Origin of the sequence: Streptomyces actuosus (assembly GCF_016921115.1) — a bacterium.
Lineage (GTDB): Bacteria > Actinomycetota > Actinomycetes > Streptomycetales > Streptomycetaceae > Streptomyces > Streptomyces actuosus_A.
In genome coordinates, this window is the sequence record NZ_JAFFZS010000007.1 from 31,007 (window position 1) to 52,973 (window position 21,967).

The 21,967-nt window shown below is 67.9% G+C and carries 22 protein-coding genes; 21 read left to right on the forward strand and 1 reads right to left on the reverse strand.

The features are described from left to right. Window positions 1-488: 488 nt before the first annotated feature. Complete coding sequence (locus tag JS756_RS11390; RefSeq protein ID WP_307790517.1) at window positions 489-1,346, reverse strand: DUF6551 family protein; 858 nt, start codon at window positions 1,344-1,346, stop codon at window positions 489-491. 372 nt (window positions 1,347-1,718) lie between these two features. Between JS756_RS11390 and JS756_RS11395 the strand changes: the two genes are divergently transcribed. From JS756_RS11395 to JS756_RS11495, 21 genes are all read left to right on the forward strand, one after another. Then, window positions 1,719-2,150 carry a DUF6093 family protein gene (locus JS756_RS11395; protein WP_205382927.1) on the forward strand — a complete coding sequence of 144 codons (432 nt, stop codon included), beginning with the start codon at window positions 1,719-1,721 and terminating at the stop codon, window positions 2,148-2,150. A gap of 1 nt (window position 2,151) precedes the next feature. After that, entirely contained in the window at window positions 2,152-2,577 is a 426-nt protein-coding gene (locus JS756_RS11400) for a DUF6093 family protein (protein ID WP_205382928.1), read from the forward strand. 40 nt (window positions 2,578-2,617) lie between these two features. Continuing rightward, complete coding sequence (locus JS756_RS11405; protein WP_205382929.1) at window positions 2,618-3,022, forward strand: hypothetical protein; 405 nt, start codon at window positions 2,618-2,620, stop codon at window positions 3,020-3,022. Beyond that, window positions 3,022-3,453: an HK97 gp10 family phage protein gene (locus JS756_RS11410; protein WP_205382930.1), complete on the forward strand. Its 432-nt coding sequence runs from the start codon at window positions 3,022-3,024 to the stop codon at window positions 3,451-3,453. The genes JS756_RS11405 and JS756_RS11410 overlap by 1 nt, the downstream gene beginning before the upstream one ends. Before the next feature lie 131 nt (window positions 3,454-3,584). Beyond that, complete coding sequence (locus JS756_RS11415; RefSeq protein ID WP_205382931.1) at window positions 3,585-3,884, forward strand: hypothetical protein; 300 nt, start codon at window positions 3,585-3,587, stop codon at window positions 3,882-3,884. Between the two features lie 132 nt (window positions 3,885-4,016). Further along, complete coding sequence (locus JS756_RS11420) at window positions 4,017-4,511, forward strand: phage tail tube protein (RefSeq protein WP_205382932.1); 495 nt, start codon at window positions 4,017-4,019, stop codon at window positions 4,509-4,511. Window positions 4,512-4,525: 14 nt separating this feature from the next. Further along, on the forward strand, window positions 4,526-5,137 hold the full coding sequence (locus JS756_RS11425; RefSeq protein ID WP_205382933.1) for a hypothetical protein: 612 nt from the start codon (window positions 4,526-4,528) through the stop codon (window positions 5,135-5,137). Between the two features lie 26 nt (window positions 5,138-5,163). After that, window positions 5,164-5,469, forward strand: a complete 306-nt coding sequence (locus tag JS756_RS11430; protein ID WP_240203611.1) for a hypothetical protein — start codon at window positions 5,164-5,166, stop codon at window positions 5,467-5,469. Window positions 5,470-5,472: 3 nt separating this feature from the next. Further along, window positions 5,473-9,744, forward strand: a complete 4,272-nt coding sequence (locus JS756_RS11435; RefSeq protein WP_205382934.1) for a phage tail tape measure protein — start codon at window positions 5,473-5,475, stop codon at window positions 9,742-9,744. After that, window positions 9,744-10,640 (forward strand): phage distal tail protein, encoded by an 897-nt coding sequence (locus JS756_RS11440; RefSeq protein ID WP_205382935.1) that lies wholly within the window; start codon window positions 9,744-9,746, stop codon window positions 10,638-10,640. Before JS756_RS11435 ends, JS756_RS11440 begins: the two co-directional genes overlap by 1 nt. 16 nt (window positions 10,641-10,656) lie before the next feature. Beyond that, window positions 10,657-11,586: a hypothetical protein gene (locus JS756_RS11445; protein ID WP_128803079.1), complete on the forward strand. Its 930-nt coding sequence runs from the start codon at window positions 10,657-10,659 to the stop codon at window positions 11,584-11,586. A gap of 2 nt (window positions 11,587-11,588) precedes the next feature. Beyond that, entirely contained in the window at window positions 11,589-12,674 is a 1,086-nt protein-coding gene (locus JS756_RS11450; protein WP_205382936.1) for a hypothetical protein, read from the forward strand. A gap of 2 nt (window positions 12,675-12,676) precedes the next feature. After that, on the forward strand, window positions 12,677-15,625 hold the full coding sequence (locus JS756_RS11455) for a hypothetical protein (protein WP_205382937.1): 2,949 nt from the start codon (window positions 12,677-12,679) through the stop codon (window positions 15,623-15,625). An 88-nt stretch (window positions 15,626-15,713) separates the two neighbouring features. Next, entirely contained in the window at window positions 15,714-16,073 is a 360-nt protein-coding gene (locus JS756_RS11460; RefSeq protein ID WP_205382938.1) for a hypothetical protein, read from the forward strand. 60 nt (window positions 16,074-16,133) lie between these two features. Continuing rightward, entirely contained in the window at window positions 16,134-16,982 is an 849-nt protein-coding gene (locus tag JS756_RS11465) for a peptidoglycan-binding protein (protein WP_205382939.1), read from the forward strand. Window positions 16,983-17,010: 28 nt separating this feature from the next. Beyond that, window positions 17,011-17,265 carry a hypothetical protein gene (locus tag JS756_RS11470; RefSeq protein WP_205382940.1) on the forward strand — a complete coding sequence of 85 codons (255 nt, stop codon included), beginning with the start codon at window positions 17,011-17,013 and terminating at the stop codon, window positions 17,263-17,265. A 206-nt stretch (window positions 17,266-17,471) separates the two neighbouring features. Continuing rightward, window positions 17,472-18,035, forward strand: a complete 564-nt coding sequence (locus JS756_RS11475; RefSeq protein WP_205382941.1) for a hypothetical protein — start codon at window positions 17,472-17,474, stop codon at window positions 18,033-18,035. Window positions 18,036-18,253: 218 nt separating this feature from the next. Next, window positions 18,254-18,598 (forward strand): hypothetical protein, encoded by a 345-nt coding sequence (locus JS756_RS11480; RefSeq protein WP_164932256.1) that lies wholly within the window; start codon window positions 18,254-18,256, stop codon window positions 18,596-18,598. A 23-nt stretch (window positions 18,599-18,621) separates the two neighbouring features. Further along, a complete protein-coding gene (locus JS756_RS11485; protein WP_171053097.1) occupies window positions 18,622-19,713 on the forward strand; it encodes an AAA family ATPase in 1,092 nt (363 codons plus the stop codon). Window positions 19,714-19,744: 31 nt separating this feature from the next. Then, window positions 19,745-20,875: a PD-(D/E)XK nuclease family protein gene (locus JS756_RS11490; RefSeq protein WP_205382942.1), complete on the forward strand. Its 1,131-nt coding sequence runs from the start codon at window positions 19,745-19,747 to the stop codon at window positions 20,873-20,875. Window positions 20,876-20,963: 88 nt separating this feature from the next. Beyond that, complete coding sequence (locus JS756_RS11495; protein WP_205382943.1) at window positions 20,964-21,944, forward strand: helix-turn-helix domain-containing protein; 981 nt, start codon at window positions 20,964-20,966, stop codon at window positions 21,942-21,944. Window positions 21,945-21,967: the final 23 nt, after the last annotated feature.

The window sequence follows — 21,967 nt, forward strand, 5'->3', positions numbered from 1 at the left end:
GACCGGCTCCCCGGCCCACTCCCCTTGAACCACCACACGAGTCTGGCCCCACCGCTGACGCGGCGGGGCCAGAACCCGAGATCTTCATCAGTCTTCTAGGCGCAGGTGCTCGGGATGGGAGAGACCACGCTTCGTCATGTGCTGTTCCTTGGTTTGGTGGGGTGAACGTTACCGCTCGCCTCACAGACCGTGCCTTGAACGGGGGTTTCTCGCCCGGCTTTCGACTGTCGTAGACGCTGTCAGGGGTAAGTAGGTCAAACCCAGCTGCCTAACGGTCAAGATCACTTGTCAGAGGACACCCGCTGTCCTGTGCCATCGAAGTTTGAGCGTGTGCCACCGAAATCTGATCAACAAGATCTATGGGGTAGGGGCGCCGGAAGGCTGTTCCCGCACCCGACCGCCGGCGCCTCGTCGATGGTGGCGTCCGGGTACAGCAGGTCCCATCGCACCGGGGTGAGGGGTGGGACCTGCTCGACGGTGCGAAACGGTTACTCCTCGGCGGCCTCAGTGGCGCGAGCCGGGGACACCAACATCCTCTTCCGGTCGCGCAGACCGGAGTTGTAGGCCGTGACGATGTTCTCAGCCAGGGGAAGGCTGCGGGAGTTCGAGCCGCCGCCCGAGGTGGTCATCCGGACCGCGTGCATCTTCCAGTGGCCCACCGGGGCCTTTTGCAGGATGCGGGCCAGGCGGTCGAGCTGGACCGTGTCCCAGTTGGTGTCGATGACCATCCCCACAGCCCGAATGACCATGTTGTCCCAGGTGGTGCGGTCCTTCGTCCATGCGTCAGCCAGAGTGTTCAGGACCTTAGGGAGCAGCCCTTCGCGCTTGGTGCCGACGGCCACGACGGCCTGGACCGCGCCAATTCGGTTCACCGAGGTGCTGCCGGTGACCGTGAGGCCGCAGGACTTCACCTCGTTGTCGATCCGGGTCACCAGTTCGTCCCCAGCGGTCAGTGCCACCCGGAAGTTGTCGACCGGGCGGACGGCCTTCCGGTCGCGGTTGGCGGCCAGGAACAAGGCAGCTTCCTCGGAGCGAGTCAGGCCCTCGTAGACCATGCAGTGCCGGGCGAAGTTCGGCCCGTGCTTGTCCAGGGCCACCTTCGTGGAGTGCTGGCCGTCCAGCAGGTAGAACCGGCCGTCTTCTCGTTTGGAGACGATCGCGGCCAACAGGACTGCTGGGTTCCAGATGCTCGCCAACTTATTGGCCCAGGGGCGCTGAAAAATGCGCTGCGCGTCCAGGGACGGGTCGACCTCCAGGCGACCCACGGGGATCTTCTCGTGGTAGACGGGCCGATCATCCTCCGGCGGTACCTCGTACTGCGGAGACGTCTTGCTGCGCTTGACCACGACCTTCTTTACCGAGCTGGACTTCGATACCAAGGCGAGAACCCCCTGCCGGTTGCCTTTGTTTGACGTCCAGTCAAGCACAGATATTTCTCGCACGTCACACTTTCTCGCATCTCCAACTTTCTCGCACTGGCAGATTTCTCGCGCCACTCATGATGGGCGCCGATGGAGGTCGGGGTGCGATGGCGCAGCGGTCTCGCGGCTCCGGTGAGTGTGGGGTTCAGCCCTTGGGACTTCTGGCCTGCGCGCTCAAGCTTCGACGTCACGAACGCGCTTCCGTCAAGGTCCGATGGCACACGCTCAAGATCCGATGTCACAGGACAGCCGCGTGTAGATTCCGGGCTGTCGGCTGGCGCGGCTACGCTCGAACACATGAGCGTGCCTACTGAAGGGCTGACTCTGGGGGCCGTCAGCGCGATCGTCGAGAAGAAGATCCTCACCAACAAGATCCGCATCTATCGGCCTGGCGAGCCGGTCTTCAATCCGGACACGGGACAGTACGAGCCCGGTCCGCCCGTCACCATCTACGAAGGCCCGGGGGCGATCTTCCCCACCGGCGGTCCTTCCGTCGTCCTGCATCTCGCCGGACAGGCATACGTGGACGACACGCCGTCCCGCTACCGACTGCTTACTCCGCTGTCGGCGCCGGTCGCCTCGCGCGCGGACACCGTGGCCGTCGTAGAGGCCGAAGACGAGTCGGCCATCGGCCGGACGTGGCGCGTTATCGACATCGGGGAGACCTCGACCCTGAGCATCGTGCGCACTACGTGGGTGGACCAGAACACGCAGACGGCAGGAGCGTGAGGTGACCACCGCCATCGACCCGGAGGAAGTACGCAAGGAGCTGGAAGCCAAGCTCCTTCTCGACACGGTGAGGGTTACCCGGCCTACCGGCACGCCGGCACTCGACCCCGCCACGGGGCTCCTCGGCGAGGTGCCTGCCGACCTGGTCTACGAGGGTCCGGGGGCCATGCTGTCCGGGCACGGCCAGGTGACCGCCGAGGGGATCGTCGGCAAGCAGTGGCTTGACGACACGGTCTCCTGGTACCGGTTGCTGACACCGCTCAGTGCGCCTGTGCCAGCCCGGTATGACCGGGTCGAGGTCACGGTCGCGCACTCGGGCAGCGCGGCAACAGGCGGTCGGGTCTGGCAGGTCCTCGACCCGGCCGAAGCGTCGACCGTGGAACTGGTGCGCGTGACGCGGCTGGACGAGATCACGCCGCCGTCGTGAGGCGAATAGGAGTGTCCGAGAACCGTCCTACGCTCGACCTATGGAGATCACGGACACTCCGGCCGCCGCGCTTCAGCAGGTCAGCGTCACGGCGGACGGCAGCAAGGCTTCGATACTCATAGACGGAACCGACTACTCCCGCGTCGTATCCGGCTACACGATTCACCAACAGGCAGGCAAAGCGGCTGACTTGGTAATCCAGTTCGCGCAGGGCAGGACCAGCCCCGACTTCGACGGACACGCGAGGGTCGCCGTAGGGGTCCCGTACGAACCGGGACCGGCAGCCGCCCACTTTCTCTCAGCCATCGACGCAGGGCTGCTGGAGAAGGCGGCGCTCGCCCGCCCGGACATGGACGGCGGCCCGCACGGCTTCACCAAGGCCGTCCTGGCACAGCTCCAGCAGTGGGCGCGGGGGGAGTTCGACCAAGCCCAGGAGACGAGCTGATGGCATCCCCACGCAACCCGCACCCGAACGCTCACCCTTCGGCGGGCGCCTACAGCAACGCACCGCAGATCGCGGCGCTGTTGAACGCCCGGGCCGCCGCCGCACTCCCGGCGGTGTCCAGCGTCGTGCAGCACTACGCGATGCTGCTCGAAACAGCCATCAAGGCCAACGCGAGCGGTCGGCCAGGACCGAACGCGCCGACGGGTGACTACCGTCGCTCATGGACCCATGAGTTCAGCACGAGCGGCCTGAACGTTGAGGCGATCGTCGGCACCAACAAGCCCCAGAGCAGGCGCCTGGAGTACGGCTTCGTCGGGGCCGACAGCCTGGGGCGGATCTACAACCAACCGCCCTACCCGCACGTGGGGCCGGCCGTCGAGCAGATCCGTCCCGCCTTCCTGGCAGCAATCGGAGCGGCGGTGGGCGACTAATGGCCGTGTCCGGGCGAGTGCTCAGTCTCGCGGTCCAAGCGATGCTCGCCAGCGCCACGGGCCGGTCCTGCGGGTACGGGACGGCTCCCACTTCCAGCAGTCTGCCCACCGGCGCGGCCACTCCCTACAGCGTGCTCTACCCCGTCGGCTCGACCAGCGACGGACCACCCTTCGGAGACGCCAGCGCGGACGCTCGAATCGTCTACCAGGTCACGTCAGTTGCCACCACCGCCGAGCAGGCGGAGTGGATGGCAGACAAGGTCCGCGCTGGCATGCTGGCCCGGACCGCGCTCGGCTACACCTACCCGATCACGGCCGCAGGCTACGTGGTCATGTCCCGTGAGCTGGACAAAGAGGAAGGCGTGACTGTCGCCAGCGGCGTATACAGTTACGTTCAGCGGTTCGCGATCGAGGTCACCACCCTCGGCTAACCGCCGCACCTCACCGCGGAGGCCCATCGCGGACGCCCGACCACTCGGTACGGGCCGACTCCCAGCTTGATCTGTTGGGGACGGGCCTGCCGTATTCCGGGGCCGTCAGCGTCCCCGGAGAGTGAGAGTCGCGTGGCAACCACGCAGCAGCGTTTCATGCGCCGAGGCACCACCCTCTTCTACTTCCTGCAGAAGATCGCCTCCGACGGCAACATCCCCACCCGCGCCGAACTCGGCCCCCCCAACGCCACCAACCTGTCGGACACCATCTCCGACGTCGAAGGCTGGTCGCTGGAGAACACCCCGATCGACACCCCGGACATGGGGTCGACGTTCGCCACCACGATCCCGGGCGAGGACAAGGCGGACAACAGCTCGCTGACGTTTTACGAGGACAAGGTCAGCGACGAGATCGAGACCCTGCTGTCCAAGGGCGTCATCGGGTACATCGCCATCCTGCGCAAGGGCGACGTGCCGCAGTCCAAGTCGCTCGACGTGTTCCCCATCCGTGTCGGAAGCCGCAGCCCTTCCTACAGCACCGCGTCGGAACCGGCGAAGTTCAAGGTCACCTTCGGCATCACCGACGAGCCCACCCTCGACGCCGCCGTGCCGGCGAAGACCGTCTGAGCCGGGGCTGCCGCATGACCACCAGAGCGATATCCGAACCCCCGGCCGCCGCCGTCGCCCGCGATGCCCACTGGTCGGCGAAGATGGCGCGGCTCAAGGCGCGCAAGCTCCCCGAGCGCAGTCTGCGGCTGTGCGACGACGACGAGGCGAAGAAGAACGCCACCGATGCCGCCCTGGAGCTGGCCAAGGCGCGCACAGTCGCCCGCGGGCAGTCCATCGAGCAGGGCGTCTCGGAAGCCGACCGCGAGGAATGGACGGTCAGCCAGCCGGAAGTCGTCGCCGCGCAACTGCGACTGGACGCCGCCGAACAGGTCCTGGAGGACGCGACGGTCGTCCTGACCTTCCGAGCCCTTCCGCGTCCTGCCTGGGAACAGCTCCTGCGCGATCATCCGCCGACGGAGGCCCAGGCCGATCAGGGCATGGAGTACAACGTCGAGACCTATCCGGCAGCTCTCATCGCCGCGTGCCACATCGAGCGGGACGAGTCCGGTGACGAGGTTTCCGGAATGAGCGAGCAGGAAGCGCAGGAACTCCTCGACGCGTGGCCTGACTCCGAGGCCAAGGCGCTGTTCACCTGTGCGCTGCTGGTCAACCAGACGCTGAGGGCGGACCTGGGAAAAGGCTGACCTCCGACCCGGGCTTTCGCGCAGAGATGGAGGTCTGCGCCTCGTACGGCATCCCTCACTCGCAGTTCACCGGAGCGGGAGACGGGCGGTGGTCGGCGCTCGACCGTGCGAAGGCCATCGCCTACCTCGGCTTCTCGCGAACGGTGTGCGAGTCGTGCGGGACCAGGCCGGAGGAGTGGGACGAGCAAGCGGGTGGCGACCGCTTCGCGTACGTCACTGAGACACACCGGTGCGTCGGCTGCGAGCTGATCGCCATGGAGCAGGAACAGGTCCCGGAGGGTCCGGAGGGGCGTGGGGTGAAGGTCGGGCTTCGGCCCAGAAAGAAGGCTTAGCCGGTGGCTGGGGCCTACACCCTCTACGTCCAGGTCCAGGCCGGCGTGACCGGCCTGGTGGGAGGTCTGCGGACAGCGGCGGGCCAGGTCACCGCGTTCGGCGGCCAGGTCCGCCGCCTCGACGGCGACCTCAACGCGCTCGCGGCGCGATCGGACCGGACCCGCCGGGCGATGGCCACCGGGTTCACCGTGATGGGCGTCGCCCTCGGCGGCGCGTTCGTCATGGGCGTGCGCAGCGCCATCGAGCTTGAGAAGCACATGGCGAACGTCATGACGATCTCGAAGGAGATCAACAGCACCAACATCAGCCACTTCACGGACCAGATCGTCGAGCTGAGCACCCAGCTACCGCAGTCCGCCGACCAGCTTGCCGAGGGCCTGTACCAGGTCGTCTCGACCGGCTTCGACGGCGCCGACGCGATGACGATCCTCCGGGTGGCCGCCCGCGGTGCCGCCGCCGGTCTCACGACGACCGAGACGTCCGCCCGAGCCCTGCTCGGCGTCCTCAAGGCGTACGGGATGGACGCCTCACAGGCCAGCGACGTCATGGACGTCATGTTCCAGACCGTCAACTACGGCGTCGTGTCGTTCGACGAGCTGGCGCAGCAGCTCGGCGACGTCGTCCCGATGGCCGCCGCAGCGGGCGTGAAGTTCGAGGACATCAGCTCGGCGCTCGCAGCCGTCACGCTCTCGGGCATCCCGGCCGCCGAGGGTGTCACGGCGCTCAACATGCTGCTGACGCGCATGATGAAGCCCACCCAAGAGCTGTCCAACATGATCAAGGGCTTCGGCTACGAGTCGGCCGCCGCCGCCCTCCAGCAGGACGGCCTGTACGTCGTCATGCAGAAGGTGCGCAACGCCACCGGCGGCAGCGCCGACCAGTTGGTTCCCCTGCTGCGCGACATCCGGGCGGTCCGCGCCGCCCTGGCCCTGTCGGCCGCCGACGGCGAGAACTACGCCGCGACGTACCAGGGCATCAGCCAGGAGGTCGAGCGCGCCGGCGCGACGCAGAAGGCGTACGCGATCCAGATGGACACCACTGCGGGCCAGTGGAGTCTGTTCCAGAACCAGGCCCAGGCCCTCGGCATCGACATGGCGCGCGTGCTGCTGCCCGCCCTGCAAGGGGTCGGGGAGTACCTGAACGTGCTGGCCGGGGCCATCAACGATCTGCCGGGTCCGGTGAAGTCGGTCATGGGCGTCGTGCTGGCGCTCTCGGCCGCGGCACTGCTCGCCAAGGCTGCCTTCCTGCGGTTCGGTGCCCAGCTCACCGTGTTCCGGACCGAACTCGCGGCGGCCCGCGCGGGAGGCTCCGCCCTCCCCGCCGTCCTCAGTGGAGCGGGCATCGCGGTGGCTGGCCTGACGGCGCTGATGACGATCGGTATCGGCGTATACGCCGCCTACTCCGCCAGCAAGCAGAAGGCCAAGGCCGCGACCGAGGAGCTGGTCGACGCCCTCCGCAAGGAGCGGGAGGAGGGCGAGCAGGGGGCCGGACTGCGGACCCTGACGGAACAGCTCACGAACAGCGACGACGTCAAGAAGCTGAAGGACGCCGGGATCGACGTCGCGACCGCCATCGACGCGATCACCTCCGGCGGCGCGAAGCTCAAGAAGCTCAAGGACGAGCTGGACTTGCAGAAGGCGTCGACCTGGAAGATCGGCTCGTATGCGCCGGAGCCGGAGTGGGACGCCGCCAAGAAGGTCTTGGACAAGCAGCACAAGATCTGGAGCAACGCGGTCAAGCAGGAGAGCCAGCTTGCCGCGAACATGGCGATCGTCAACAACAAGATCAAGAACAACCGGCGCGAGATGCTCGGAGCCTGGGACCTCACGCAGTCCCTGCCGACGGACAAGAACGGGGCGCCGCAGTTCACCGATCAGATGGAGGCGATGGCCAAGTCTCTCGGCTCGATCGTTGATCCGGCGAAGGCGTGGAAGGCCGCTCAGGACAAGGTGGCCGAGGCGAACCGCAAAGCGGGCCGGTCGGCCGATGCGTCGAAGGCATCCCTGTCGGACTACGTCGCGGAGCTGCGTAAGCAGCTCAAGGCGCAGCGCGAGTTCCAGAAGAACCTGGGCGAGCTGGCCGCCGCTGGTCGCCTCGACCTGGCGGACCACTTTTCCGACCTCGGCCCTGACTCCGCGCCGATCCTCGACGAGCTGGTCAACCAGCTCAAGAAGGGCAAGGGCAAGGTCGCCGACGAGCTGGAATCGATCATCCAGGAGTCGTCCGCCCGCTCGACCCCCGCTTTCCGCGCTGGCCTGGAGCAGTTGCCCGCGATTTCGGCGAAGTACGGCAAGAAAGTAGCCGAAGCCTGGGCGGACGCGGCAGCCACCAACGACCCCAGCAAGCTCGCCCGCGTCATGCAGGACATGACCGTGGCCGACATGGAGAAGGCTGCGAAGAAGCTGCCCAAGGCAGCAGCCGCACAGCTCCAACAGGGCATGGGGCTCCTGGCGGATGTATCGGCCAAGTTCGGCAAGGAGGCGTCCACTTCGCTGGCGCAGTCCTTCCTCAAGGGCGATATCACGGAGATCCGCTCGCAGCTCAACGCCCTGTACGGCGCGGACCTGCCGATCAAGGCACCCGACCTGACGGGGGTCGTAGGAGCCTTCAAGGCGGCCGGGGTCCAGTCGAACTCCGAGTGGTCCGGGATGCTCAGCCTCATCGTCGCCGTGGCCCAGCAGAAGGGAACGGCAGCAGCTTCGGCCCTGACCACCGCGCTCCTCTCGGGTGACATGGCGGCGGTGCAGACCCAGCTCGACGGCATCGGCGCGTCCGTGGGACGCATCCCCGGGACCAAGACCATCACCGTCACCGTCAACAAGCCCGCCGCGGTGACCATCCCGTTCTTCGCCAAGGTGCAGCCCAGCTCGTGGGACAGGGACGGCAACGGCGTCCCCGACTCGATCCAGGCGCCGAAGAAGCAGGCGAACGGCGGTCTGATCGACTTCTACGCTGACGGTGGCGTGCGCTCCCGCCGCGAGGAGCACACGGCCCAGATCGCCCCGGCCGGCGCGTGGCGGGTTTGGGCTGAGCCGGAGACACAGGGGGAGGCATACATCCCGCTGGCCGGAGCCAAGCGGGCCCGATCCAAGCGGATCTTGGATGAGGTAGCCCGCCGCTTCGGGGGAGAGGTCAGCTACCACGCCGACGGGGGCCTGTCGGGCTTCACCTACCAGCCGCAGACGCTGTACTCCCTCTCCGGAATCGCCAGCGATTCGCAGGACAAGAAGGGGAACTTCAGCCTCGCCCTGTTCGCGAAGAAGCTGCACTCCTCGGTGGCGACGGCCAAGCGGTGGCGACACGACCTCGACACGGTTGCGCGCCGCGCCGGCCAGGACGTGGCCGACGCTCTGGCGGAGATGGGTGAGGAGGGAGTTTCGCTCACCCGCAAGATGGCGACCGGCAGCTCACGCTACGTCAAGTCGATGGCAAAGGACCTGCGGGAACTGGCCGAAGCTTCCAAGGCGAGCCTCGGCGAGTACACCGGGCAGCTACGGCAGGCGGTGAAAGACCAGACCGGCTTCGAGAAGAACTTGGCGAAGCTCGCGGCCAGCGGCTTCGGCGACTTGGCCAAGCGCCTGGCCGAACAGGGAGACCAGGACGCGGCCGACCTCGCCGCCCAGGCCGTGAAGGACAAGAAGAAGGCGAAGGCGGCGAACGACGCCGCCCGCAGCGCCGACAAGACCGTGCCCAGCGACGATCTGCCGGACCTGGTCGCGATCATCAGCGCGGTCAAGAGCAAGACGACCGGCCTGCACGCGGTGGCCGACGCCACCGGGCTCGACGAGGACCACATCATCGAGATCGCCAACCTGGGCCTCTCCCGCCTCAAGAGCGCGCTGGGATCGAAGGGCGCCAAGTTCTTCTCCGACCTGAGCCGCGCGAACAAGGGCTTGTCGTACGCGAACGGCGGCATTCTCACGCCCGGTCTCTACGCCACCTCCGGCGGCCTGATCAAGTTCGCCGAACCGAGCACCGGGGGCGAGGCGTTCATCCCGCTCGGCGCCGCCAAGCGCAGCAGCGCCCTGTCCGTCCTGAACGACGTCGCCACGCGCTTCGGGATGCGCCTGGCCAGCGGCGCCGCCCCACCTGCCATGCGGCTCGTCGATGCCCGGCCGCCGACCGCCATCAAGGTCACCGTCGTCCAGCAGCAGCCGAAGGCCCTCGTGGAGAACATGCCGATCACCGTCCAAGGCCGCGACAGCTCGCCGCAGGAGCTGTCCGGGGAGATCATGCGCCGTCTGCGGAACGCCCAGCGCGGGGGGCGGATCTGATGCTCTCCCTCAGCGAATGGCAGATCGACTTCGGCGGGGTCCTCATCGGCCACAAGACGGCCGTGTCCATCTCCGACGTCGAAGGACTCGGGGCTGCCGAGCTGCGCACACAGGACGTGCTGAACCCCGCCGACGACGGCGCGTTTCCCGGAGTCGATCTCTACGCGCCGCGCACGGTGCGCATCGAAGCGGGAATCCGGACCGCGGGCGATCCGGCCGCTGCCCTGGACAAGCTCGCCGAGATAGAGGCTGTCGCCGCGAACGCGGCGATCCGTCGCACCGCGGGCGCGCTCGCACAGCTACGACTGCGCTGGCCCGGACGCGGCACCAGGGTCCTCTTCGGCCGCATCCGACGCGCCGAGGCGGTCTCGACCGCGCAGGCCATCCACGGCTGGATACCCCTGGACCTGGAGTTCACCGCCCTCGACCCTCGTCTGCACGATGACGAGATATCCAGCGTCACTCTGCCCCTGGACATCTCCAACAGCTCCGAGGGCTTCACGGCACCGCTCGTCGCCCCCATCACCACCGGCATCGCCACCCCGGAGACCAGACCGGGCTGGGTGATCAACGACGGCAACACCGGCGCGTGGCCGACCATCCGGATCACCGGGCCGGTGGCCAACCCCCGCATCCTGCACGTCGACTCCGGGCGCGTCCTGGACCTCGACATCACTCTCGGGGTCGGCGAGCGCATCGACATCGAGACCCGGCCCGGCACTCGGTGGGTCCTGCGCAACGGCAGCGGGAACGCCGCCTCGGCGCTGTCCGGCGCATCACGCCTGGACCTCTTCCAGATCCCGCCGGGCCGCAGCGAGATCCGCTGGACGGCCGCCGACTACACCAACACCACCCGCCTGACCGTCTCGTGGCGGTCGGCGTGGACCGCCCTGTAAGAAGGAGGACCCTGCTGTGACGCTCGTCCAGCCGCCCATGCTCACCCACGGCGGCACGCACCCCGCCCGCGCCTTCCGGATGATGGTCAGAGACCTCGCCCGCGGCAACCAGGGCGTGACCGAGGCCAACGACCTCAAGGTCCGGCAGCTCTCCACGCCCGGCGCCGGCGTACGAGTCGGAGACGGTTCCTCCGTCATACGCGGTGCTGCATGGGGGCAGGGGTCGTACACGCAGTACAACGTGGGTGACGCCATCGTGCCGGTAGCGCCCACCGGTGCCTCCGGCCGATCCGACCTGCTGGTCCAGCGCATCGAGGACCCCGAGTACGAGGGAAACCGCGACCCGGCCAAAGACGACATCGGCTACTTCCAGGTGATCCCCAACGTGTCGGCCACCGCCACGGCGGTGCCGGCGGGGATGACGGCCATTCCCCTGGCTCGCCTCGACATCCCGTCGAACACCGCGACCATCACCGACGCGATGATCAAGGACCTGCGGAAGATCGCCAACCCGCGGCGGGAACGCCGCCTCTACACGTCCTTCCCGGGAAGCCTGTCCACCCTCGTCTACCAGGACAACAAGTGGCACACGTGGCCCGCCGCCGCGCGCTGGACCATCCCGGTGCCGGACTGGGCCGTGAACCTCAAGGCCGTCACGACCTTCGCGGGCCTGCGCATGTCCGACGCGGACGTCTTCGCTTCCATGCAGCAGGTCATCGGCACCGTGCAGGGCCAGAACACGGTCATCGACGACGACCAGGGCAAGAACGTCCGGCGGTCCACCATCGTCCTGGCCGACAACATCGGCATCACGGCGGCCATGCGCGGCACCAACCAAACGCTGTACGTGCAGACCTACATGTCCAAGAGCGAGACCGGCAACCTCGGCGTGGACGGCTCCACCTCAATCGTCTGTGACGTGGAGTTCAACGAGGGCGTCATCTGACGATGTCGTACCGCTACCTGACCACGCACGCCCTCACCGGTGACACCCTCGCCTGGGACCTTCCGCTGACCGGCGTCGAGTTCGGCCCGGAACTGTGCGGGCCAGGCAACTTCACCGGCGTCATCGAGCCGAGGTTGGCCAACCTCACCCCTGCCCAGGTCGACCCGGGTACCACGTTGATCTTCGCCGAGCGCGACCGTACCCTGTTGTGGGGCGGCATCATCTGGCGCGCGGAGCCCGAAGGACAGAAGCTGCGGATCGAGGCCAGCGGATTCGGCTCGTACCTCACCAAGCGCACCGACCTCCACGGCAACCTCGACGGGCGCGGGCCGTGGGTGAACGCCGACCCCTGCCACGTGATCCGCGACGCCTGGGCGTACTGCCAGGCCCAGCCGGATGGGAACCTCCGTGTCGCGGTCGACGGGACGACATCCAACGCCAAGGTCGGCACTCCTGCCGAGCCCTACTCCACGTCCTGGTGGGAGGCGCCGACGCTCAACACGGTCGTGGACGACATGGTGGCCGTGGCCGGCGGACCCGAGTGGACCGAGACCGTCGCTTGGTCGGGTGACACGCCGACGCAGCGCATCCGGATCGGATGGCCCCGCCTGGGCACGCGGCGGCAGGACATCAGCTTCACGTCGGGCATCAACGTCACCTCCACCGTTCCCGTGGAGTACGACGCCGACAGCTACGCCCAGGTCGTCATCGGCCTCGGCGCAGGCGAAGGCCGCTCCCGGCGCCGCGTCGTGGACGCAGTCCGCAACGGGCGCCTGCGCCTGGAGCAGGTCCTCGAAGTTCCTACTGAGAAGGCCAACGACCGGCTCGCCGCCCGCACCCGCACCGAGCGCGTCAACCGGTCGGCCATCGGCGAGGTCACCGAAGTAGTGCTCCGCGACCACCCGGCGGCCCGCATCGGAGCCTTCCAGATCGGCGACGACGTACGCGTACGCCTGAACGACGAGTGGACCCAGTACGACGGCTGGTCGCGCATCACCGGCTGGACCCTCAAGCCACCGGCCGACGACGAGCCGGAGCAGGTCACAGTCCAACTGGCGCGGGCGGACCGCTACACCTACGGAGCCTGAGCATGACCAACCAGATCGCCAGCCTCGCCGCCCGCCTGGCCGCCGTCGAACGGCGCCTCGAAAGCACCAGCCGCACGGCCCAGCTCGCGTACTCCTCCATCGAGGACGGCGCGATCAACGTCTTCGACGACGACGGGTCCCTGCGCGCGGTCATAGGCCAGCAACCCGACGGCACCACCGGAGTCAACGTCGTCAACGGCCCGACGCCTCCGACCCCGAGCCAGCCCACCGTCACAGCGATACCGGGTGGCGTGGCCGCCACCTGGGAGGGAACCTTCGCCGCCGCCGTCGCCGCGCCGCTGGACTTCGCCCGTGTCGAGGTCCACGCGGCCAGCCTCGACAACTTCACACCCGGCGCCGCCACCCTGCGTGGCACACTCGAATCCCCGCGCGGCGGCACGCTGACCATCCCCGCCGAGCAGGGGCTGTACGTCCGCCTGCTGACGCGCAGTTCTTCGGGCGTCGCGTCGCCCCAGTCAGTCCAGAGCGGCCCGGTCACCCCGGGGCCGGTCGTCGCCCAAGAGGTCCTGGACGGCATCGTTGGCGAGACCGCGCTCGCCGAGGGCGCCGTGTCCCGCGCCAAGCTGCAAATCGGTGCAGTCGGTCACAACCAGCTCGCCATCGGCACAGGCAACCTGATGCCGGACCCGTCGTTCGAGGGAGCGTTCACCGAACAGCTCGTCGCCGCGAACAGCCAGTGGGCGCTTGTCGACGGCAACGGCTCGCCGAAGGCCCTGCGGGTCAACGGCACCGGCGCCACGGCCGCTTCTCCCAGTCTCCGCATCACCGAGTTGCCCGTCTCGCCCGGCAACCGCTTCTTCCTCGCCTTCGACTACCGGGTCTCCGCCGACTGGGCGGGGAACTCCGTCCGGTTCTACCTGCGCTGGCAGGACGCCGCAGGCGCAGTACTCGGCTACGGCACCGCCATCGCGACGCCCACCCCCGGCGCGGTATGGGCGCGCGTGAGTCAGCAGGTGCAAGCCCCCGCCGGGACCGTAACCGCCACCGTCTGGCTGCAAGACTTCCAGGCCACCGCCGGCACGGCCGACTTCGACAATGCCGAGATCCGAACCGTCATCGGCGCGGGCATGGTCCTGGCCGAGTCCATCGGGACGCTGGAACTGGCCGCACAGTCCGTTACCGGCGAGAAGGTCGTCGCCAAGACCCTTACCGCCCGCGAGGTCAAGGCGCTGTCCCTCACCGGCGACGAGATCGCCACCAACACGCTGACCGCCCGCAACATTGCCGCGGGCTCGCTCTCAGCGTCTCGGCTGGCGATCGGCACCAACGGCAACCTGGTCGGAGACCCCTCCTACGAGACCGGCGTCGTCGCGGCTGGTCTGGCCGGTCAGGACCCGGCGGTCTTCGCCGTCGAAGACGGGGGCAACAACTCCGCCAAGCGGCTGCGCATCATCTCGGCTGCTGGGGCGTACCGCTGGGTCCAACACGCCACGTCCCCGGTCCTGCCCGGAGACCGCTACTGGATCGCCGCCGACTACAAGACCACTGCGGACTTCACCGGGGCCAGCGTGAAGCTGTTTCTCGGCTTCTACGACGAGGCCGGTACGCGCCTCGGCTCGGACGGAATTGTCGTCACTGCCCCGGTCACCGACGGCACGTGGCAGCGTATCTCCAAGGTCGTCACCGTCCCGGCCAACTCCACCCAGGCCAACATGCGGATCGGGGTCGACGGCACCGGCAGCACGACCACCGCCGGCAGCGCCTACTTCGACAACCTCGAATGCCGCGCCGTTCTCTCCACCCCGGGGAGCGGTGCCCGCGCCGAGCTCTCTCCGGAGGGACTGCGCCTGTACGACGAGTCCGGGGGAGAGGCCGTCTCGCTGACCACCGGCACACCGAACTATGTGACGCTGACGAACGATGGCACCGCGGTTGCCACCATCGACCAGGACGGCAATACCGGTGTTGCGGACCTGGCCGTAGCTGGCACTCTCACCATCGGCGGCGACCCGTTCGAGACCTACTTGGCCAGCTTCGCCCGCGGCCTCGTGGCCGTCGATTATCAGGCAAGCTCCGTCACGGCGGGGAGCACTGAATACGGATTTGTCGAGCTGTCCTTTGACGCCGATGCCAGCCGTATGTATCGCATAGTCCTGGACTGCTACGCCGATCCGTCCGCAGCCGGCGGCGAACTCGTTGTGACCCTTCGGGACGGCGGCGCGCAGACCCCGTCGATCTCTTCGCCTCAGATTCAGTCCGTGACCTACCCCATGCCCACGGCCGGGTACCAGCGCATTCACTTGGAGACCATCCGGTCCGGCGCAGCGTTCAAGACGGGCCTGCACCGCCTGCTGACGACCTTCCGATGCCAGAGCGGCCCCAGCGGTCAGACCGTGCGCCTCTTCGGCGGCACCACCTACCAGGGCGTGATGTACGTCGAGGATGTGGGGCCGTACGTCCCCGAGACCGGCGTATACAACGTGGGCGGAGGAACGACGACTCCGCCGAAGAAGACCTACACCAAGACCTACGCGGCCTCCTGGTCCGGCAGCTATGCGCATCGTGGCGCCTACAACTCGTACTACGGAAATCAGTGTCTCCAGGGCTATTACAGCTCGACCAATGGAATGCAGGCGAGTCTGATCGGATTCCCCGCATCGCTCGGAACCGACCTGTCCGGTGCCGCCATTCAGAAAGCGGAAGTATTCCTCTACTTCGATCACTGGTATTACAACAGCGGCGGCAAGGCGGTCATCAAGGCGCACAAATTCACCTCGCGGCCGTCGACGTTCAGCTCCGACAGTGAGTCGCAGAAAATCAGTTGGGGAAAGAACGTCGGAAAATGGGTCGACATCACTGCGGTGTTCGACAGCACAAGTTGGCGTGGAATCGCGCTGGACCCGAACAACTCCGACCTCAACTACTACGGGCGCGCTCAGGGAGTCGGGCAGGCCTACCCTCCTCAGCTACGCGTGACCTACACGAAGTAGGGGGTGTGCCTTCGAGATCTGGTGGCGTCCCGTGCGGCCGTATGATCAAGGCGTGGCGCGGGGCCACCGATCGCCGAAGGAGCACGCGGTGAGCATCCCGCCGCCGGGCGCGGAACCCACGCTGTGGGAACTGCACCGCGCCGTCGTTCAGTTGCGCGAGGACCAGCGCGGCGATCTCGCACAGCTCCGCGACGATCTGCGCAGCGACATCGCTGCTCTGGCGAACCGTCTCAACCAGGTGGTCACCGTGGACGTCTACCGCGCCGACCAGCGCAACCTAGCTCTGCGCATCGACACCCTCGAACGCGAACTGGAGACCGTGAAGGTCGAGCGGGACCAGGACCGCGAGCAGGCGAGCACCAACCGGCGTCTGATCATCTCCGCGTTCATCGCCCCGGTACTCCTCACGGTGCTGCAACTGCTGCTCGCCGCCCGCGGCAGCCCGTAGCGCACGAAGGAACGCCCCTCAAGATCGCTCATGGCGCGGGGGAGAAGCAGGACGCGCCTCATGCCCGATCTCTGGCTGCCCGGAGCCGAGCGGCACCCGCTCAGTGACACGGCACCCACCGACACCAAGTACGCCCCGCGCGTGATCTGGCACATCACCTGGGACAAGAACGGCACGGCGGCCAAGCCCGCCGACCTCGTGCCCTTCGACCAGCTCGTCCGGTACTTCACGGGCGGAGGCAGCGGGGCCGCTCCGCACCTCCTGTGGGACCCGTTCACGGGACGGACCGCCCAGTTCTACCCGGCCAACAGCCGTTCCAAGTCGGTCGTCGACGCCGCCGGCGGCACGCGGACGAACCGCACGGGGAAGGTGTGCCTCCAGGTCGAGACGCTGTTCTTCCCCTACTGCCGTGTGGGCGGGAGGGCGTACGCGACCGTCCGGGACACCCCGGCCAAGGGTCTCGACAAGATCCTGACCTGGGCCAGGAGCTGGGGCGTGCCCGACGTCTGGCCGATGGGCACGCCCACTTGGAACGCGAACCGCAGCGAGCACACGTGGGAGACGAAGGGCGGGCACTACGGGCATGGCCAGGTGCCCGAGAACCAGCACACCGACCCGGGCCCGATGCCGAAGTGGCCCACTGGGGCGAGCCCGGCGCCCAAGCCGGGACCGCCGCCGTTCCCCGGCCGCAGCGCCTTTGGTCCCGGCAAGTCGAACGCCTCGATCCTCCTCCTGGGTCAGCAGCTCGTCCGGCGCGGCTTCGGCAAGCACTACCGCGTGGGCCCGACCCGCGACTGGGGCGAGGCCGACCGCCTGAACGTCAGGGACTTCCAGCTCGCGCAGAAGTGGAGCGGTTCCGACGCCGACGGCTTCCCCGGCCCCCAGACCTGGGCCCGCCTCTTCGGCTGACCCTCGATCCCATCAAGGAGCACAATCCATGAACCTGTACGCATCCCTGCTGCGCACCGGGGTGCCGGCCGCGGTCGGCTGGCTCGTCGCGGTGGCCCTGCGGCACGGCCTCGACCTGGACGCGACCGCCGTGTCCGGTGTCCTCACTCCCGCCGTGATCTTCGTCTACTACGGAGTCTTCCGTTTCGCCGAGGAGCACGTGTCGCCCCGCTTCGGCTGGCTGCTGGGCTACGGTCGGCCGCCGAAGTACGAGGACACGCAGCTCTCGCTGCCGAGGACCTGACCGGGTTGGCGTGACGGCGAGCGCCGCTCGAGTAAGCAAGGAAGAAGGCCCCCGTCTCGCGACGGGGGCCTTCGACCTCTTGGAAACCCCCACACTACCCGGGTTTCGGGGGGGACACGGACTCCGCTCTCGCACTGGTTACAATCTATATGCATACGTAACGGCGAGCGGGAGGCGATGGAGTGCCAGAGGATCAGAGGCCATCGATGAGGAAGCCGTACCTGGCCGGCGGGGCGGAGTTCGCCGCGCTGTACGACGTGAAGCGGCTCCAGGTGAGTCAGTGGATCAGCCGTGACCACACGCTCGACTACCGGTACGCCAAGATCATCAGCGGCTCGCCCTACTGGCTTCTCCAGTTCGTGAAGGGCTTCGGGCAGACCACCCCGCGTACGAAGTACGTCAACGAGGTCGAGCTTGCGCGGCTGGTCAAGGAGCAGGACCCGGGGTACTGGGTCGGCGAGGTCGACCAGCTTCCGCCTCTGGTCGGACAAGCCGAGCTGGTGGCGCTGTTCCAGTTGCCCTCCGGGGCTCTGCTGAGGAAGGCGGTCAGCACGGGCCGCTTCCGTCCTGCTGACTACACCCTGTCCGGCTCGCCGATCTGGCTCCTGGAGCCGGTCGTGGAGGACGTTCCCGCGCTCCAGGCCGGGGCCCGGGGTGTGGACTGGGCGATCGATGAACGGGTCCTGGCCGCGCTGCGCGACGGCACGTATGACGGTCCCGGCGCCAGGATCGTGCCGCGAGGCAAGGCGGCCAGCAAGAACCCCAACTAGCCTGCATGGAAGGCCACTTGTTCTTGATCTAACTCCTGTTTGCATATAGAATAGAAGCATACCCAGTGAGGGTGCGCTTCATTCGGTAGGGGGGTCGAGTGTCCAGTCCGAGAGGGCCGCCGGGTGTTGGTCGATGGCGTTGTCGATCGACATTCCTCCTGCCCAGAGATAGATTCCAACACTCCAGGGCGTTCGTACTATCTCTGAGGGGGAGAGCCTTGCTGATCGAACAGCCGCCGTTGTTCGGCACCATCCAGCCCGTTCGCCACCCCGCCGATGTCGGCAACCTGACCATCCAGCAGCGATTCGAGGCGTTCCACGCGCTCAACCCCTGGGTCCTCAGGGCGCTGGCCCGGATGACCGCCGACTGCGCGGAGAAGGGGTTCGGCCGCATCGGCATCGGGATGCTCTTCGAGCTCCTGCGCTATCAGTACGGCGCGGCCACCCGAGGCGACGAGTTCGCGCTGAACAACGACTACCGCTCCCGGTACGTCCGGCTCCTGCTGGCCGAACACCCGGAGTGGTCCCCGCTATTCGAAGTCCGAGCCCTGCGCACGGACTGACCACGACCTCTTGGAGCCAGATCGTGAACGCACCAGCGGGCGCCGCCAAGCCGCCCGCCATCAAGCTCAAGACCCGCAAGCCGACCGGCATCGTGCCGTGGCCGCTGATCCTCATCGAGGGGGAGGAGGGCGCCGGCAAGACCTACTCGGCCGCCCAGTTCTCTGCCTCTGAGCGCATCGGCCAGATGTACTGGATCGACCTCGATGAGGGGTCGGCCGACGAGTACGCGGCGATCGAGGGCGCGAACTACCTGATCATCGAGCACGACGGCACCTACCGGGACATCCTTGAGCAGGTCGAGGCTGTGCACGCCGAAGCCCGGCGTGCCGCAGCGGCCGGGGAGCCGCCGGTCGTTCTGACCATCGACTCGGGCTCGGCCCTGTGGCGGATGCTGACCAACTGGACGTACGAGCGGGGCCGCAGGACGCGGAAGAACCGCAAGCTGCTCCAGGAGGACCCCGACGCCGCCTACGACATCGGCCGGAACCTGTGGAACGACGCGCTGGAGCGGTGGAACAGGATCATCTACTTGCTGCGCACCCTCCCCGGCATTGCCATCGTCCTCGCCCGCGGGAAGCAGGTCAGCGCCACGGACGACAACGGCCAGCCGATCCAGAACCAGACGGAGTGGAAGGTCTCAGCTCAGAAGGACCTGGGCTTCGACTCGACCTGCTGGGTGCGGATGAAGCGCGACGCCGACCCCCAGATCATCAAGGTCCGGTCCCTGCGCATGCGCGTGGAGCAGAGGAAGCCCCTGACGCTGCGGGACTTCAGCATCGAGGACCTGGTCTTCAACGGGCTCGGCTGCTCCATCGAATCCCAGCCGCGCGTGATGCCCGCGCTCGCCGGTGACCTGGTGCAGCCGTGGCTGACCCGCATCGCCGAGCTGAAGGACAAGGAAGCCCTCGGCGCGCTGTGGCGCTCGGTCCCCGACCCGGCCAACCGCCTCAGCCGGGACGAGATCGCCACCGTCCGGGCCGCCGCCGAGCAGAGGGCGGCCGAGCTGGACAACCCGCGCTCGGAGATGGGCGAGGGCCCACTGACCGACGCCGACAAGCTCCGCGCCGCCGCCAAGCGGAAGGCCGCCGAGCAGGACGAGGACGCCGAGCAGTGACCGGCCCGCACGCACCTCTTGGAGAACCCTCATGTCCGTAGCCACCATCGTTGACGGCGTCGCCCCTTCCATCTGGGACGCCGCCCACTACGTCGACGCTCGCCGCCCCCGCTCCCGACAGACTCAGCTCGGGGCATCCGACACCGTGTGCGGCCGACGCGCCGCCTACATCCTCCACGGCGTCACCCCGACCGACCACGCCGACAAGCGCGCGGCGATCCTCGGCACGTTCATCCACTACGGCCTGCTGGAGTCGGCGCGCACGGAGTACGGATGGCTGGTTGAGCGCAGCGTCCAGGATGACCTGATCCGGGGGCACGTCGACGTCGTCCAGCTCGACGCGGTGACCGCCGCCCGCCTGCCCGCCCGGCACAGACCGGCGATACCCGCTGATGTGCTCACCGTGGAGGACGTGAAGACGAAGTCCACGTATATGTGGGACCGCGTCCTCCGCTACGGTGCCACGGCCGCCGAACTGCGCCAGGTGCACCTGTACGCGGGTGCACTGCACGAGGTCGGGTTCGAAGACGTACCGGGCCAGCGGTACCTGTCTCGACTGGGACCGCTGGACATCGGCCGCATCCGCTTCCGGTTCATCAACCGCGACAGCGGCGCCGAGCACATCCAGGAGATCGACTTCGACCCGCAGCGGGCCGCCGAGGCCCAGTGGTGGGTGGAGCGCGTGCGCGAGACCAGCGACCCCGAAGAGATGCCGCGTGACTTCAACGGACCGGGTCTCGACGCCATCTGCGACTACTGCCCCTTCCGCTCCCTGTGCTGGCCGGGGACAGCCCCGGGGGTCCCGGAGCAGACGGCCCTCATCCACAACGACGCCGACCGCGAACAGGCGCTCATCGACTACGTGAAGGGACACGAACTTGCCAGCGAAGGCAACCGGATCAAGACGTTCGCGCGCAAGAAGCTGGACCAGTCCCCGGCCGGGACCTATGGGCCCAACAAGCTCTCCTGGCGCGGCGGGAACGACGAGGAGAAGGACGACGTGGAGGCGATGGTCGACCTCCACGAGGTCGCTGGCATCCCCGTACCGATGAAGCCAGACGCGGATCGCATGGTGAAGAACCTCAAGGCGGCCGGGCTGCCCGTCCCGCGGCGGAAGACCGGCAAGAAGACGGCTCCGGTCATCAACGTCGCGCCGGCCTGACCCGGAACCCCGAACTCCTCAGCCCCGCCCGTGAGCCACGGGCGGGGCGCCCGTCCTGCCGCCACACCTGTACCGCCCAAGGGGAACCGTGTCCATCCAACTGATGATCGCCGCGGCGTATCTGCCGCCTGATGTGCTCAGCCAGAGCCAGAAGCTCGCCCTCATGAAGATCGCGGACAGCGCCGACGACGAGACGCGTCTCGCGCGGCCCGGCCTGACCCGCCTTGCTGCCTGGGTCGGCGTGACCGACAAACGTGCCATCACCATCGTCACGGAGCTGATAGCCAAGGGCCTCGTCGAACGGGTCGAGACCGGCAAGGCGGGTCGATCCGCCGTCTACCGGGTCTTCCCGCTCGGCGTACCTCCCACGCCGACCACGCCGGAGCTCAAGGAGGCTGCGGAGGCCCGCAAGGCCGCCCCGAAGAACCCCCGCAAGGCCCGCTCGGGAGTGGTGCGCTCGGCTCCGGCCAAGCCCGCGATGACCTACCAGGACGTCGAAGCCCGCGAGGCCGAACGGCAACAGCGGGCTGAGAAGCCGCAGGTGGAGGCAGGGTTCCACCAGGGGAACCCAGAGGGAGAGGCAGGGTTCCACGGGGGGAACCCGGAGGGGACAGAGGGCCGGGTTCCACCGGTGGAACCCGATGAGTTTCACGGGGGGAACCCACTGGGTTCCAGCGGTGAAACCCCTTCCTTTCCTGGTTCTTCCTCTGTCCTTCCTTTCCCCCCTACCCCCACGGCTGACGCCGTAGGGGAGCCTGCGCCCGCTCCGACAGACACCCCGACGCCGGACCGCGAGGTGCCGCAGAAGGGCTGCGCGCGGCACCAGGGCCGTCCTGCTGCCTCCTGCCGTGGGTGCGGCACCAACCCGCGCGCGGGGCGTGAGAGGGAGCGGGAGGAGGCGAAGGCGGCGGAGCATCAGGAGCACGGGCGCTTCTGGGACGAGTGGCACGAGGAGGCGGCCAGCCGCCGCCAGCAGGTCGAGGAGCGGCCGGAGTCGGTGGAGTCTGCCCGCCGGGCCGTGCGTGAGGCACTGCGCGAATCCAAGGCGCGCAGGCAGCAGAAAACTTAGGCCCCAAAGGAATTTTTCGCCAG